At 44.6% G+C, this 15,964-nt stretch carries 10 protein-coding genes; 2 read left to right on the forward strand and 8 right to left on the reverse strand.

The window, feature by feature from the left end:
- Positions 1-339: 339 nt before the first annotated feature.
- The gene (locus tag HW560_RS24515; RefSeq protein WP_179264989.1) at positions 340-1,557 is read right to left on the reverse strand and encodes an MFS transporter; all 1,218 of its coding nucleotides are present in this window, start codon (positions 1,555-1,557) and stop codon (positions 340-342) included.
- A 322-nt stretch (positions 1,558-1,879) separates the two neighbouring features.
- Complete coding sequence (locus HW560_RS24520) at positions 1,880-2,809, reverse strand: NAD(P)/FAD-dependent oxidoreductase (protein ID WP_179264990.1); 930 nt, start codon at positions 2,807-2,809, stop codon at positions 1,880-1,882.
- A gap of 396 nt (positions 2,810-3,205) precedes the next feature.
- Here HW560_RS24520 and cyoE point away from each other — a divergent pair, with 396 nt between their 5' ends.
- Positions 3,206-4,129: a heme o synthase gene (gene cyoE, locus HW560_RS24525; protein WP_373565014.1), complete on the forward strand. Its 924-nt coding sequence runs from the start codon at positions 3,206-3,208 to the stop codon at positions 4,127-4,129.
- Between the two features lie 101 nt (positions 4,130-4,230).
- Here the strand turns inward: cyoE and HW560_RS24530 are convergent, their stop codons facing one another.
- The 5 genes from HW560_RS24530 to HW560_RS24550 form a co-directional block, all read right to left on the reverse strand.
- Positions 4,231-6,000, reverse strand: a complete 1,770-nt coding sequence (locus HW560_RS24530; protein WP_179264992.1) for an ABC transporter ATP-binding protein — start codon at positions 5,998-6,000, stop codon at positions 4,231-4,233.
- Complete coding sequence (locus HW560_RS24535; RefSeq protein ID WP_179264993.1) at positions 5,997-7,742, reverse strand: ABC transporter ATP-binding protein; 1,746 nt, start codon at positions 7,740-7,742, stop codon at positions 5,997-5,999. Before HW560_RS24535 ends, HW560_RS24530 begins: the two co-directional genes overlap by 4 nt.
- A 136-nt stretch (positions 7,743-7,878) precedes the next feature.
- The gene (locus tag HW560_RS24540) at positions 7,879-8,610 is read right to left on the reverse strand and encodes a Stf0 family sulfotransferase (RefSeq protein WP_090897219.1); all 732 of its coding nucleotides are present in this window, start codon (positions 8,608-8,610) and stop codon (positions 7,879-7,881) included.
- A gap of 447 nt (positions 8,611-9,057) precedes the next feature.
- On the reverse strand, positions 9,058-9,882 hold the full coding sequence (locus HW560_RS24545; RefSeq protein ID WP_090897214.1) for a stalk domain-containing protein: 825 nt from the start codon (positions 9,880-9,882) through the stop codon (positions 9,058-9,060).
- 121 nt (positions 9,883-10,003) lie between these two features.
- Positions 10,004-11,239 (reverse strand): MDR family MFS transporter, encoded by a 1,236-nt coding sequence (locus HW560_RS24550; protein ID WP_090897210.1) that lies wholly within the window; start codon positions 11,237-11,239, stop codon positions 10,004-10,006.
- A 148-nt stretch (positions 11,240-11,387) separates the two neighbouring features.
- Here HW560_RS24550 and HW560_RS24555 point away from each other — a divergent pair, with 148 nt between their 5' ends.
- Positions 11,388-13,154, forward strand: a complete 1,767-nt coding sequence (locus HW560_RS24555) for an ABC transporter substrate-binding protein (RefSeq protein ID WP_179264994.1) — start codon at positions 11,388-11,390, stop codon at positions 13,152-13,154.
- Positions 13,155-13,232: 78 nt separating this feature from the next.
- Here HW560_RS24555 and HW560_RS24560 read toward each other — a convergent pair whose 3' ends face one another.
- The gene (locus HW560_RS24560; RefSeq protein ID WP_090897205.1) at positions 13,233-15,902 is read right to left on the reverse strand and encodes a PAS domain S-box protein; all 2,670 of its coding nucleotides are present in this window, start codon (positions 15,900-15,902) and stop codon (positions 13,233-13,235) included.
- Positions 15,903-15,964 lie beyond the last annotated feature (62 nt).

Genomic DNA, 15,964 nt, shown 5'->3' on the forward strand with positions numbered 1-15,964 from the left:
ACTTAAATTTCATTGGAGGGCGTATGCCCTCTATTTTCCATCTCTCATTTTCGAAAAAAGTTCTTTAAGACTTGCATCAAAAATCATTTTATCTTCTAAAATCAGCTCACACTTTCATAGAAGTTGCTCACGTACAGACCTTTAGCTGAATTTACGGCTCGTTTACCAGCCCATATATCCTGTACGTAACGCCCTTCCGATTGAAGCTGATTGATCCTATCTTATGCCAATGATTCTGTGATTCTGCACACAACAAAAAAAAGCGAGAGTAGTTCCTCGCTTTTTTTGTGTATCATTTTTTAAATGGGATGTTTAAGTCTTATTACACCCCTACTAGCTCTACCCATTTAGAATCCTCTTTTTCAAAATACGATTCACTTGCTCTGAGTTGGCTAGCATTAGGATAAGGAAAACAAGTACAACCAGCGGGAAAAAGCCGATATTGGTTTTCGCAGCAAGCACGCCAAAAAGCGGAGGAAGCAATGTAGTTCCTGTGTATGCCAGTGCCATCTGGTATCCCATTAATCGGGCAGAATTCGCTTTGCCGAATCGAGCTGGAGTTTCATGAAGAAGTCCGGGATAGATGGGTGCAAGCCCCAATCCAATCAGCATAAATCCAGCCAGCGCAAACGAAATCGATAATGGAAGCAATAAAATGACTCCACCCACAATGGCGGTCACTTGACCCGCCAGAATTAATACCCGATTTTTTATTTTTAATGTGATAAAGCCTGTAATCAACCTTCCTATCGTAATACCACCGTAGTATAAGGAGATCCATCCTGCAGCCGTTTCTGCCGAGATATTTCTTGCTCCTACCAGATAGCTGGCTCCCCATAAACCGACCGTCGTCTCGACGCCACAATAAAACAGAAATGCGATCAGGGAGTTTTTGACTCCCTTAATCTTCAATACATTCCGTTCGGGTCTATCCTCACGCTGTACTAACGTGTTGTCTGCTTGCACATGATCTGTTTCGTTGTTCAGACTCGCACTCTCCCGACTTGCAGCAACACGCTTCCACAACGGCAACGTGGCAAACAAAATCAGGACTAGACAGCACTGGACCACGGCTACAGCTGTATACCCGCTTCTCCAGGAATGATGTTCCGCAATGTAATACGACATAATAATCGGCCCTGTCGTCGCGCCAACACCCCAGAAACAGTGCAGCCAGTTCATATGGTGTGCTTTGTAATGCTCTGCGACATAATGATTCAGTGCGGCATCCACGGCACCGGCCCCTAGACCGAGCGGAATGGCAAGAATGACGAGCCATACCAATGAAGGTGCGAAGGAAAATCCAAGGAGTGCTCCGGCGGTCAAACAACAGCTAATTAACGTAACCTTGCCTGTTCCCCATTTTTGAATAACCGTGCCGCTAGCCAAGCTTGAGACGATAGTTCCCCCTGCAACGACCATCGACAGAATTCCTGCTGACCCAAACGAAGCGCCAAGTTCAGACCACATGACGGGCCATGCCGAACCAAGCAAGGAGTCCGGAATCCCCAAACTGATAAACGCAAGGTAGATAATGATAAGAAACCAAGTTGCCATAATTAGATCCCTTCCCTGCATATAAATTAAAAGTAAATGAACACAATAATGCTAGTGAACTACTTTATTTATATACTTTATAAAGTTATTTTATTATATTGCGTCAAAAATTTTTCTTTGTCAATAGATCGTATCTGCCAAATTAACACAGCCGCCGATCTAGTTGAGAACTCCAGATCAGCGGCTGTTTTTCGACATAAGAAAAAGGCGGCTATTGCCGCCTCCTTTTTAACGTGTCTTCGAATACTGGGCCTGCCTTCTTCATAAATCATGCCCTTCAGGCAGCAGTATATCTTGAAAGATGAAATTGTACATCGTTATTCTATGGGTTTAGATGTTTACCGCGCTCATCCCAGGCTTCCATATTTAGCTCACTGTTGATCGTTACAGCGGTTAATGCACCAAGGGACGCCGCAGTAATGGCCTGGTACAACTCCGATGCTGCATCTCCAGCGCTGAACAGACCCGGTACGGTTGTTTTGCCGAAATCATCTACAACGACTGTACCCGCATCCGTAACCTCACAGCCTATCGTCTGCGGCAGTTCTGATCCAGCCGTTAGTTTCGGTCCAAAGAAAATCCCCGTGCACGAGATTTCGGTACCATCGTCTAACACCACTTGCTGCACCATACCATCGCTTGATTCAATAGATTGAATTGGAGAGTCCCATACCGGGACACCATGCTGCTTCAATTCCTCCCGCTGCTCATCCGTCAATTCATCAGGTCCATTCGTGCAAATGGTAAACTGGCTTGTCCAGCCCGAGATCGTCTTGGCCATATGAAATGCCTTGGCTCCATTCACAATGATGACAAGCCGTTGATCTCTTAATTCCCATCCATCGCAATAAGGGCAGACAAAAGCACTCTTGCCATATACCTCTTTCAACCCGTTAATATCCAGCGGCAGGTCTTTTTTCCCTACTGCAAACAAAATTTTCTTCGTGTGATAGACGACTCCTTGGGCCGTTGTAACTTGAAAATCACCATCTGTTCCTGTCACTGAAGTCGCTGTGTCCCCTACAAAATGAACGGACGGGTAAGCGCTAATCTGTTCTTTCGCAACCTTCCGAAATTCACGTGGACTTGCACCATCTCTTGTCAGAAAACCGTGTGTTTCACGCGTAACCCAATTACGGGGACGTTCATCATCTATGACCACAACATGTTTGCGAGCTCGTCCTAGTACAAGTGCAGCATTAAGACCCGCTGGTCCTCCGCCTATAATTAATACATCCATCTTTTGATCCATATTTAACACCCTTTCCAGATATTCAATGTCCTTTATTGTTACAAAAAAAACCTATACTGATTACATCCTGCCTCCTGCAGCTGTTCTTTAATAGAAACAATGCAAGACGAGATCACTTAATACCATTAAGGATCTCTTATATCTACAATAAACAAATAAAGCTCAACATGCAAGAAAAATATGCTTCTCTTGTTATCCCTGCTATTCGGTTTCAATGACCTGTATCACAGAAAATCATTTTTAACAATTAAAAAAAACCTTGTTTTTAAATTGTTCACAATCAAATGACATTATTTTAAATACTAAATCGTTAATTAATTCACATACTGTATTGAGTGCTATAATAAAACCACGAGATATATAAGTATAGATATAGGAAGTGAGTTCTTGAAAACATTGAATAAAGGGGCACGGTCCGAAATCAGCCTGGAGTACACTAGCTCGATTCCGAAAGTATTTTTTGATACGATCAAGATCGGAATCATCAAATCCAATCTGATCGCCATGTTTGCCGGTTTAAGTTTGGCTTTGTATGTATTTGATGCATCTATTTTAGCAAATATTGTACCCATTATCCTATCTGTTATCGGGTCTTCCCTGATTATTGGAGCGGCCGGGGTGTTTAACAATTTGTATGATCGGGATATCGATGCGATCATGGAACGCACCAAAACACGTCCAACGGTAACTGGTCGTGTAGATACCAAAACAGGTTTGATCCTCGGTATTGCCATTACGATTATCGGGGGCATCATGTTGTATATCGCTTCCCCTTCGGCTGCCGTATTCGGCATATTGGGACTGCTGTTGTACGTGTTCCCTTATACGATGTGGACCAAGCGGACAACGGTATACAATACGGAAGTTGGAAGTCTTTCAGGCGCTGTTCCTCCACTCATTGGTTGGGCAGCCATTTCACCTGAGCTGGGTCACTATGAAATTTGGGCTTTGGTCGTTACCATGCTGTTGTGGCAGATGCCTCACTTCTATGGCATTGCCATTCGGAGATTCGATGAATACAAAGCGGCTGGTGTTCCCATGCTTCCTGTTGTAAAAGGAATCAGACGGACATACATCCAGACGAATGTTTATCTGGTATTGTTGCTATTCTCCAGCTTCTTGTTCTGGCCGATGAGTCCGTTTATTGCCATTGTTGCGTTTTTGGTAAGCCTGGCCTGGCTTATTCTTAGTGTGGCAACCTTCGATAAGAAAGAAACCAAGAAATGGTCACATAAAATGTTTATTTTCTCCATTAACCACATTACGATCATCTTCCTGGTCATCATTGCGTATTCATTGATTGCACAGCTGATCAAATAAAGGTGGACCCAATGAGCAATAATAAAAGCCGTACAGATCTTAACTCTTTCGAAAAGAGTTGTCTGTACGGCTTTTTTCATTTTTTTATCGTATATCTTATCCTAACCCACTTTAACCGGTGTTTGTTCACCTTGCCAAAGCAGCTGCATCTCTTCATTAGTGGCAAGCAAATCTGATAAGCTGCCCTCGGCTTCAATTCGTCCATCCTTCATGACGATGATATGATCTGCCTTCGCAAGTGCTGCTCTGCGGTGAGACACCGCAATACAGGTGACATCTGGCTCCTGGAACAAACCTTCCCAGACCTGCTGCTCGGTTTCCACATCCAGCGCACTGGACAGATCATCGAAGATGAACAGGTCTGCTTCCGTCATCAGCATGCGTCCGGTAGCCGCGCGTTGAATCTGACCACCCGACAGCATGACACCTCTTGGACCTACGGACGTTTCGAGTCCTTGATCCAGGTTTTGAATATCTTTATCCATAACAGCCAAACGAATGGCTTTTGCAAGTGCGATTTCCGTACGGCCCTGTTTGCCCTGAACAATATTCTCTTTCAGCGTATCACTGAACAGTCGGGGTACTTGCGGCGTATATGCTGCTCTAGGCGGCATCAGGAAGGTAGCGGGATCTACATCTGTACCATTCCATCGAATTGAACCCTCCTGTTTGGGCAGCAGTCCCAGAAGTGTGCGGACCAGAGTCGATTTGCCAGAACCGATCCGTCCAGTGATGACCAGAAATTGTCCCCGCTTCACACGGAAGCTGATATCCTGTATTCCATTTGCGGAATGAGGATATTGGTACGCCAGATTGCTGATCTCCAGCTCTCTTAGCTTCTCTTTGGGATCTCTCTGTTCATCAGGAAGCTCAGGCGGATCTTCATTCAGATACGTCTCTCTGAAATCCATGATCCGGTCTTCCTCACCAGGGCGAAACAAGGTTCGCATGCGGTCAAAAGATACTTTGAGCCGTTTATGCTGGAATACCATATAGCCAAACAATGAAATACTAAAGCCAATATTGGCAAGATAACTGGTGAACAAAGCAAAGTTACCTACGGTGAAATTGCCGGATTTCATCTCGGCCGCACACATCAGGAGAATGAGACCTGTACATATACTGAGCACATGCTGATTAAGTGATCTCATCCACTGTTTGAACAGATTATCCCGGAGTGCGGCTTGACGACGTTCTTCATTCAGTTTGTTAAAACGAGTAGAGACATGCTCTTCTGCCTGCCCAAGTTTCAGTGCCTGCACAGCCCCAAAGGTTTCGGCAATGAAACTGGTGATACGTCCTGTCGACTCACGATTGACCTGAGCATATCGACGAGCCCGATTACCAGACAAGTTATTCAGCAACGTTACGACTACCAGTGGCAAAACAGCTACCAAAGTGATTTTCCAGTTAATGTTCGCCATAATGATGATGGATACGATGGCGAACACAAGCCTTCCCCAGAAATCCACCCAGGATTCTACGTACTCAACCACTTCATCCACATCATCCCGAAAGCGACTCATCGCTTCTCCCGGTGAAGCTGGCAGATTACGTCCTGGCCAGCGCATAATACCAGCGAGCATATTGGTACGCAGAATGGCCTGAATATGGTAAATGTACGTAATCCATGCATAGAATGCAGCAAAAAACGTACCTACTCTTACTGCCCTGATCAAAGCAATGAAGATCAGGGGAGCTGCCAGCCACATATAATCACTGGAACCCGTCGTTGCCCGGTCAAAGAACCACTGCATCCCGATCCCTATTGCCAGCGGCAAAGAATGAAATATACACCATAATAATCCGTTGATCAAAAATAGAAAAGGCCTGAATCGAAATAAACGGCCTATAAATCCTGTTACATTCACGCCAATTCCTCCTCTCGCCCCGTAATCAGCAATCTGGCATAATGTGACGACGGATCGCTGGCGAGTGCTTCTCTGGCTCCGAATTCCAGTACCTTGCCATCACCCAGTACCATAATCTGATCGACCTTTTCCAAAGTAGCCAAGCGATGTGCAATGATAATTCCCGTACATTGCTTCATCAACTGATCAATGGCAGACTGAAGCATGCTCTCTGTAGCGGCATCCAGCCGTGAGGAAGGCTCATCGAGAATAACCAGGCTTGGTTCAGTCAGAAATACTCGCGTCAAGGCAAACAATTGAGCTTCCCCTGCGGATAATGAAGAACCGCCTGCCTTCAGATGGGTGTCCAACCCTGCGGGCTGTGATTCAATCCAGTGACTTAATCCAAGTCGATTCGTTGTCTCCTTAATAATCTGATCCGAGACGTCCTGGTTGAACAGCGTTAAATTGTCTCGCAACGTACCGTCGAACAGCTGTACATCCTGCGTAACCATACCAACCCTGTGGTAGAGTGCAGGCAAGGTAAGCTCTGAAATGTCTTTGCCCCCAACTCGAATCGTTCCGCTATCCAGATTATACAGGCGCAGAAGCACCCGACTGAGACTTGACTTGCCGCTACCTGTACGACCGATGATGCCAAGCCGTTCGCCAGGTTTAATGGCAAAGTTAATATTTTGTAACACAGGTTTATCCTCGTTATAACTGAAGTTCACCTGCTTGAATTCCAGACCAAGCGGCCCTTCTGGCAGCTGATCCTCTTTTCCGTTTTCGATCTCACTGCGCAAAGATAACAGCTCTCTTGACCGAAGCATGCCGGATTTGGCCTTCTGAAACTCTTGAACCTGATCGCCCAACATCTCAATCGGATCATTAAGCATCTGGGTGTATTGATATATCAGAAACAGGGTACCGATGCTAATGATGCCTTGCATGTAGTAATGAACACCAAGCAGAAGTACTGCCGTGACTGCGAGTGCGAACAGAATGACCGTTGTATTCCATGGAATCACCCGAAGCAGCCAGGCTTTCCTTCCTTTTTGAAATACAACACGCATCGTACGATAAAAGCGATTCATCACATACGGGACATGCCCGTTCGCTTGAACATCTTCAATTCCCGCAATACGCTCTTCAATTAATCCAAACAAGGATGCACTCGCTTCCCGCTCATTTTTGGAAGAGTTTACTCCCAGATTCCGAATGAACACCATAAACAGAATCGATAACAATGTAAACACCGTCATGACGATCGCAATCGGGATGTTTACGGTGAACATAAATCCGAGAATTCCGGCAAGCAAGACAAAGCTTCCCACCACCTGCACAATAAACATCGCGAAGAAGTTGGAGATACTCGTCACATCACCATCCACCCGTTCAATCATTTCTCCCGGCGTCTTCACATTATGAAACCGCATATCCAGACGCAGACAATGCTTCAGGAGATCTCCCCGTAACCGGTTCGTTGCTCGCCAGGCCACATCATTCCCCAGATAACTTACGGCTACTGTAATCAATTGATTTACGACGGCAACAATTAGAAACAATCCGGCAAGCTGGATCAGGTTAGAAAGGATTCCCCCACTTGCCGCTGTATCAATGAATCGTTTGATAATCTGTGGATTCAGGAGCTGCAGCCCTGTTGACGTTAGCAACATCACCATAAGTATGGCCAATCGGCCTTTGACTGGTTTTAGATATTGCAGCAGCCAGGACATGGAGCGTTTCTCTGTTTTGGGCATAGCCCCTCACCCCTTCGTATAACATTTCTTTTCATTTTGGTGATTCAAAGCATTTTGCTCCCTCACTAAGATGAATCATACATAACAACAATAAATGCAACGTTTCCAACTCGTGGATGAATCTTACCAAGTGTATTTACCATTTAACATTCTCCCAATCTCTTTGGCATTCTTCCCGAAATCTTTGCACCCATTGTTCAGAAATCTCGTCTGCGATCGGGTCAAAGAACGGGGGCGATACGGTTACACCGTCAGTCTGAACATCCAAAAAATCTAGCACCTGCATGACGGTCCCTTCGTAATCCTGTATAAAATCCTCATAAACAATTGTCAGCGGCACAATGCCTGACTCGGACAGAAAGTCTTCAATTGCTGCTTCGCACATATTACTCTCCACAAGCAGATGTTTAATCGCATCAAAATTATATTGATCTGCAATATCTTGTAACTGAGGGCTGTCTCCGTGCTTGCGGTGCCATTCACCCGAGACAATGGCTCTCCACCATGACACAGCCAATCTGACTTTGTTGCGACGCGTCATGTAAATGTGCTTGGTGCAATTAGGGAAGCCCGTACTCCATACCTCAGCCCGCGATAACGTTGTTGGCAGACTATAGAGACTGCGGAATGCGTCAATCCATCGTTGTTCAAAATTAATTTTGATGCCGAATACTCCGTTCGACGTTGTTCCCTGATCCCAGATCCGTTCCAGATCTTCACGCTTTAATGTGTCTGGGCTCTTATGCTGATAATGCAACCACTCCCTCGGATATCCTGCGACACCCGTAGAACTTAAGGCTTCACCCAGCAGAGTACTGCCGGTTCGTTGGGAAAACCAAATGGTATAACTTTGAGCAGGTCGTTTCATATCGCTGCCTCTCTTTCTCCCCTTAGGGGTGATTTCCCATCAAAAAGTACTACAAAACCTCCCTTCTATGTGCAACAAATTGGGTGGAATGCATGCAAAAAAGCCATAGATGAACTAATGTTCATCTACAGCTTGTAACAATAAGAGAACCATATGAAATAAGAAGCGTTTCCGGATTTCTCCTCTGCACGCAATAATGATGAGCGTCCACGACAGGGGTGCACAAACATGACTGTCTAAACGCCAACACAAAAAAACATTGGTTAAGTCACTTGCTCATGCGTATTCAGTTATCGATTCAGAATGCGCCCTGTCTGGAACATGTTCATCTTAACCACCCGTCACACATATTTGTTGTTTATTGTAATCGCTCCACTGTAATCCGTCAAGATAATATTAACTCAATTGTTATTTCCTTCATGCCACTGAACATCATATGCTACGATTTCAACGATCATAACCCAAATAGGGAATTTCTCTGAGATTAAACATTAACTGATTCACTTTCCATACTCCATTACTGTAAACAAGTTCAATATTTCGATCATTTACATAATGAGAATCACCCGTTAATGTGTTTCCGATTACGAACGATTGGGATAATGTCGCTGTTGTACTGCTTGTGTAATAGACGGAGGTCTCTGGAGCATCGTACACCATCCAATCACTTACGAGATCCTGCCTTTTGAGAATAAATTTGATTAAATCTTCAGTGAAATAAGGCTTGAAATACGTACTGACCTGCTTAATCTGAGACAAGCCTGAAATTTCATTCAATTTCTCTGACAAAACATTTATTCGTCCCTTGGTTATTTTCACAGAATCAGGTATCTGAATGGTCTCCTCTTGCATACTCACTATCATGTTTTGTTTATTCAAGTGGATGATTGCCTGTTTAGTTTGTGGATTCCACTCTAGCTTGGCTCCTAATATTTGGCTGACAAATCGCAGCGGAACGTATGCTGTATTTCGAATTATTTCAACAGGAGAATCCATTTTGATGATCTGTTCATTCACTCTCGCATTTTTAAAGTTAACCACAAGCCAAATTTCTTTTTCATCCGTTTTAATTCGAATGCTTTTCCCTTCCTTATACCACGTTACATCTGCCCCCAAGTTGCTGGACACAACCCTCAAAGGAATTAGCACCCGGTTATTGGACAATACGCCAGTCCCAATCTCTAACGTGTCATTCTCAGCTAAACTCGGCGTTGAAAACGCGGCAAACATAACACACGCCAGCAATGTTAAGGTGAACTTTTTTAATATCATTTGGAACCCCCATGAGGAAATGTTTAACTAATTAACGCTGATTTCTCAATGAAAGTTATGGTCCCCAAAAAAAAATTAAAACAGCTAATGCTTATGTGTCATACAACTGGCATCGCTTAAGCTAGGCACTCACTTGTATGGGTGTGGTCTCCTTCTCCCTGACTACAAGACGCTTATGGGCTACGATAAGAAAAGGCAGTCCAAGTGCAGTGGTCAGGGCCAGCGGTACAAAAACGAACAGACCATTCCCCGTCCCAAATTGGGTTAATAACAGACCTCCCAGAATCGGTGCCATGACGCTGCCCAAGTTATTGAATCCAATTGTGCCAAAGTACGTCCCTTTCCATTCGGGTTTGGCAATACGGTCAATCAGCACATCCATCATGGTGAACATGAGCACTTCCCCAATGGTGAACAGAATGACACTGATCATCAGCAGCATAACGCCTTCAGCTATGCCAAACAGGAACAGACTTGTAGCGACCAGCACGTTTCCAAGAATGAGAGGTACAACCGGTGGGAATTTGCTGGCCACCCGCACAATCGGGAATTGGATTACAAGCACAGTCAACGCATTGAGTGAAAGCATATAGGAAAACACTTGACTTCCATGTTCAAAAAGAGGATTCTGGGCCACATACTGAGCCAGGGTCGAGCTAAAGTGCCCATACCCGAGCACGCAAAACGTAGTTCCGATAAGTACTGGCAAAAATACACGGTCGCGTCCCGTAGTAGCGAGTGCATCTCGTAAACGAGGTGCAGTGACCTGAACATGTTCCGGCAGATTTGCGCGCTGCAATCGAAATTGCAGGAACAAAACCAGGCCGTAAACGATATATACCAACCCGGAGATCATGAACGGAAATGTAGACTCCGCTGATCCAAGCTGAAGACCGATAATAGGTCCAAACACGACACCCAGATTAATGGCCGCATATCTGAGGTTGAAGACAAGCAGTTTATGTTGTGGTGGAGTAATATCCGATAGAAGTGCACGTGACGTGGGCTCAAACACGGCGCGGCATAAACCGTTTAACGTATTGGCCACAAAAAATACCCACAGGTGCTCAGCTGCTGAAAAGATGAAGAAAACACAGGCCCAGCCAAATACGGAGACCATCATGACCACTTTGCGGCCGATTCGATCGGAAATGTAACCTCCATAAAAGCTGACCATAACCCCCGCCAGAGAACTAACCGCGACGGTAATTCCAGTCTGTGTGGGTGTAGCTCCCAGTACCTGAGTCAGATAAATGGATAAAAACGGGATGCTCATGGACGTCACCAGACGTCCAAACATCGTTCCAACAATGATGGTCCAGGCTAAAGGGTGAATTTGACGTAAATGCTGCTTCATGCGTATGGTTCTCCTGTTCTAGATGTTTTTGTCTCAGATGGGCTACCTATGCCCTATCCCTTTATGTATAATTGTATGGATAAAAGGGGGAAATAAAAGTGTAAGAAAACGTGAGCACATTTCACCCTTTATGAAGGAGCACATTCATATGGATACAGCAACAACCCATTATTTGCGTCTTGCCAGAGCAAAAGAACTTGCTCTTCAATTTCATGAATCGGTTCCGGTAACGATCGAGAGCCTTTCCGCTGCCCTATGCTGCACCCCACGCAACGTGAAGTTTATTCTGCGCAAGCTGGAGGAACAAGGCTTTATTCACTGGCAGCCCGGGCGAGGCCGGGGACATCATTCGGAGATGACATTACTGCGCAGTGTGAATGAGGCACTCGAAGAGAGCTTTCTGGAACTCATGGGCAGAGGTAAAATGAAGGAAGCGATCGAGTTGATCGGCAGCACAGAGAAGAACGACGCTCTCCGGGAACGGCTGCTGAATTCATTGAATAAACAGATGGGATTCCAAAGTCATGTTGAAACAGCTTCCGGTCAGGATGTGCTTCGCATGGTGAGATCACGAAGATTGGCAGACCTTGACCCTGCTTTTGTGTATACTGCTTTTGAAACCTATCTGCTTGGACAGGTATGCAGCACGCTAATCACCTATGACGCCAAAACAGGAACCTTCCTGCCGGATCTGGCGCATATGTGGGAGTACAATGAGGAACAAAGAGTTTGGACTTTCTATCTGCGCAAAGGTGTACGATTCCACCATGGTCGGGTCATGACATCCCGAGATGTCCAATCTGCATTGCAACGCTTGCGCATTGTAGACAGTCCATTCATTTGGCTATACCGGGATATTGAGCATACCGAAGTTGTCGGGGATTACTGCATTCGTTTTTATCTAAGTCGGCCTAATCGCTTCTTCCTGAACTTGCTTAGTTGTGTCTCAATGACGATTCTCCCCTATGATGTCGATGTAACCCAACAATTGATTGGTACCGGACCTTTTCGGATCAATGAAATAAATGAAACGGTACTGGTCATAAGCGCATTCGATGCCTATTATGGAATCCGTCCTCATCTGGATCGAGTAGATATTTGGTTTGTACCCAATCTGGGTCCTTATGAGCGCCATTATGAGTTGCCGGGAACAGACCGACTGAAATTAGCTACAGACGATACAGGGACCAACAGTGTTGATTATCCAGCATCAGGATGCCGATACATGCTGTTTAATTTCCGCAAAGCCGGTATTCACCATCAACTGGAATTTAGGCAAGCCATGCGCATTGTATTCGATCCCGTCGCTTTGGTAAGGGAACTGGGCAGCAATCGAATTACACCGGCAAACAGCTTTCTTCCCTGGAAAAGCGCTGAGCATGCTTGGCGCGAGTCTTCTCTTGAGGATGCCCGTGAGCTCCTGCACATCAGTGGATACCAGGGAGAGAAGATTATCCTTGCGTATACTGTGGCTAAAGACCAAAAAGAAGCAGAATGGCTTAAACAACGCGGAGCCTCCATCGGCTTATGTATTGAGCTGCAACCCTTCGTTGAATTTCCCAATGTGAGGGATACAAGCGAAGCCGACCTGATTATCGCAGAAGAAGTTTTGGAAGATGACTGGCAATTTGGCATGATTAATTTCTTCATCAACAAACGCAACTATTTTCATATTTGTTTATCACCTGATTTACAGTCCGTATTTTATCAACAAATGGAGAATTTCCTTCAGCAAAATGAAGAGCAAAGGGCGTTGCTGCTCAATAAAGCAGAGGATTTGCTTCGCGATAACTGCTGGATATTGTACGGCTGCCACATGAATAAAAAAGCCCTGCTTAATCAAAGTCTCTTTGGCCTTCATACCGCTGAGTTTGGGTTCATGGATATCTCCAAACTATGGATCAAAAATCAGTAATTTAGTGATTCCCGGAATGGGACATAGCAAAAAAAGCCGCTAACATATCTATCGATAAGTTAACGGCTACATTGCTAATCAAAAGTCCCTTCTTACGGAATGTTGAATTGAATGGTATGCAGTGGGATGATTCTTTATTTGGTAAAACTCCTCCATCACTTGCATAATGGATTCACTTTTAATTGGTTTGCTTACATACGCATCCATTCCAGCCTTCAGACATTTGTCCATATCCCCTCGAACTGCGTTTGCAGTAACCGCAACAATATAAGGGCATGCCTCTGGCCGGATTGATTCCTTAATCGCTTTGGTCGCTTCAAATCCATTCAGTCGAGGCATGTGCACATCCATGAACACAATATCGTACGAACTTCGTTTGACAGCTTCCACTGCCTCTAAACCATTCACGACATGATCAACAAGATGTCCTTTCTTCTCAATCATCCGGCGCAGAACAAGCTGGTTCACCTCATTGTCCTCCGCAATCAGAATTCGAAGTTGATCCGTTTTATTCTTTTTCTGTTGTAGATCGTATCTGTTGAATTCCTCCATGTTGCTGGTTTTAAACGACGCTGTAAACATAAATGTGGTCCCCGGATCGCCGGACTCTTCAATCCAGATATCACCCTGCATAAGCTCTACAAGCTTCTTGCTGATGGCCAGTCCAAGTCCCGTACCTTGAGGCTTGCGTGTCATGAAATTCTCCAATTGGTAGAAGGCTTCGAATAAATGCTCCCTTTTCTCCACTGGAATTCCAATCCCTGTATCCTTCACCTTGAACTGAAATTGAATGTCATTGTATTGTTGTCCGGTAACCTTCACCTCGATTTCAATACTGCCTTCCGGGGTGAACTTCACAGCATTGCCGATGATGTTGGTTAGGACCTGTTTTAGACGGTAAGCATCCCCAAACACGGGAACAGGAATGGCGTCATCCAGGCTTAGACGAAGATCCAACTGCTTCTCCCGAATCATTGGCGTTACGATCTTAACCGTCTCCGTCACAATTTCCTTAAGATCGAAGGGTTCATCCATCAAATCGGTTTTACCCGACTCTATTTTGGAAAAGTCCAGAATATCATTAATAATCGCAAGCAACGAATCCCCGCTTTTTTGGATGATTTCAATATATTCCTTTTGTTCTCCGCTAAGTCCAGGTGTGTCCAGAAGCAAGTCCGTCATCCCAATTACTCCGTTCATGGGTGTACGGATCTCATGGCTCATCATCGCCAAAAACTCACTTTTGGCCTTATTCATTCGTTCAGCAGTCTCTTTGGCTACAAGAAGCTTTTTCTGTTCCGTAATATCCTTCGCAATTAAGTAGAACCCTACGTTTTTCTCATTAATAATGATAGGGGCAAGCGTTGCCAAAACTTCTGTCTCAGAACCATTTACGTGCTGAATAGCATTGATTTCTTTTTCAGCCATCTCATACTGGCTATTGAGAATCAGTCCCAGATGATACGGTCCGATAAACCTGCATATACTGGTTCCGATCATTTCCACAACCGGGCATCCCGTCATTTTCATAGCTACCGGGTTGGCATTTATGATATTGCCGTCCATATCAAAAGAAATGATGGCATCATGATTATATTTCTTGAGTGAAGTATAACGTTCCACCGACTCCTGAAGCTTGAATTCGACGAGTTTACGCTCTGTAATATCCTGCAAAGTCCCGTTTAGCTGTATCGGTCGTTGATCCTCATCAAAGGTAATTAACCCTCGCAGATGAAGATACTTTTCTTTACCATTTGAGCCCAGATGCCGATATTCAAAATCAAGCGGTTGGCCTGTTTTCACCCATTCAATACAGTCCTTCAACCGCTGCTCCTCCGCCTGTTCCATGAATGCAAAGATATCGCTGGCCTTATACTGCTTATTGTTATCAATTTCAAACATCTCGTATATTTGATCGGACATTGAAACATGGCCACTCAGCATGTTCCACTCCCAACTGCCAATCATGGCTATCCGTTCAGCCTCTGCACTAATTTCCTCATGTTTCTTTCTCTCCGATATATCGCGCCCAATGGCAAGGATTTGTTGTTCTTGCCCAGGCTCCCCGATAACCTTATATGTGGTTTCAAACCATAGACTGTGCCCATCTTTATGGCGAGCCTGCATATTCAACATATGACCTGTGCTCAAATCGATCTGTGAGACACGTTCCAGGTCCTGTGGGTGAAAAACGGCAGTATTGTTATTGCCAACCACTTCTTCTGGAGAATAACCAAGCAGATTATAAATAGAAGGAGAACAATAGCGACAAATCCCGTCAATGGTCGCAATATAGATGATTTCTTGTGCATTATCAGAAATAAGTTTGAACATTTCTTCCGTTTGAAGCAGCTTTTGTTCGGTTGTTTTATGATCCGTAATATCTACAACATGGCAAATAAAATACAGAGGTTCTCCACTGACTTCGTTCATAGCCAATGAGACATGTAGTGATATCCATACAACATCTCCATTTTTCTGAATATAACGTTTTTCGAATTTGTACTCTTGCGATTTACCTTCACACAGTTCGCGCTCGTACATCAGATCCTGTGCAAAATCATCGGGATGGGTGATATCCTTGTAATGAAGATGGATTAATTCTTGAGCTGTATAACCCAGCATTCTGCAAAAAGCAGGATTCACTTTCATCCACTGTCCTGTTGGAGCAACAAGTGCAATCCCAATAGGTGCTTGATTATAAATCTGCTCAAACAATTCGTGATGATCGACCTTTTGAACCTGCATCTTAAGCTCTCCTTTTGGTGTATAAACACAATATTTGCTTAATACCCGAATTTTTCATTGTT

It is taken from the genome of Paenibacillus sp. E222 (genome assembly GCF_013401555.1).
In the GTDB taxonomy this organism is placed as follows: Bacteria; Bacillota; Bacilli; order Paenibacillales; family Paenibacillaceae; genus Paenibacillus.

What these genes read in the sequence shown, in the direction of transcription:
- HW560_RS24535 (WP_179264993.1), bottom strand. Translation starts at nt 7,742, where the DNA reads ATGCCCAAAACAGAGAAACGCTCCATGTCCTGGCTGCTGCAATATCTA.
- HW560_RS24560 (WP_090897205.1), bottom strand. Translation starts at nt 15,902, where the DNA reads ATGCAGGTTCAAAAGGTCGATCATCACGAATTGTTTGAGCAGATTTAT.
- HW560_RS24545 (WP_090897214.1), bottom strand. Translation starts at nt 9,882, where the DNA reads ATGATATTAAAAAAGTTCACCTTAACATTGCTGGCGTGTGTTATGTTT.
- HW560_RS24515 (WP_179264989.1), bottom strand. Translation starts at nt 1,557, where the DNA reads ATGGCAACTTGGTTTCTTATCATTATCTACCTTGCGTTTATCAGTTTG.
- HW560_RS24520 (WP_179264990.1), bottom strand. Translation starts at nt 2,809, where the DNA reads ATGGATCAAAAGATGGATGTATTAATTATAGGCGGAGGACCAGCGGGT.
- HW560_RS24540 (WP_090897219.1), bottom strand. Translation starts at nt 8,610, where the DNA reads ATGAAACGACCTGCTCAAAGTTATACCATTTGGTTTTCCCAACGAACC.
- HW560_RS24555 (WP_179264994.1), top strand. Translation starts at nt 11,388, where the DNA reads ATGGATACAGCAACAACCCATTATTTGCGTCTTGCCAGAGCAAAAGAA.
- HW560_RS24550 (WP_090897210.1), bottom strand. Translation starts at nt 11,239, where the DNA reads ATGAAGCAGCATTTACGTCAAATTCACCCTTTAGCCTGGACCATCATT.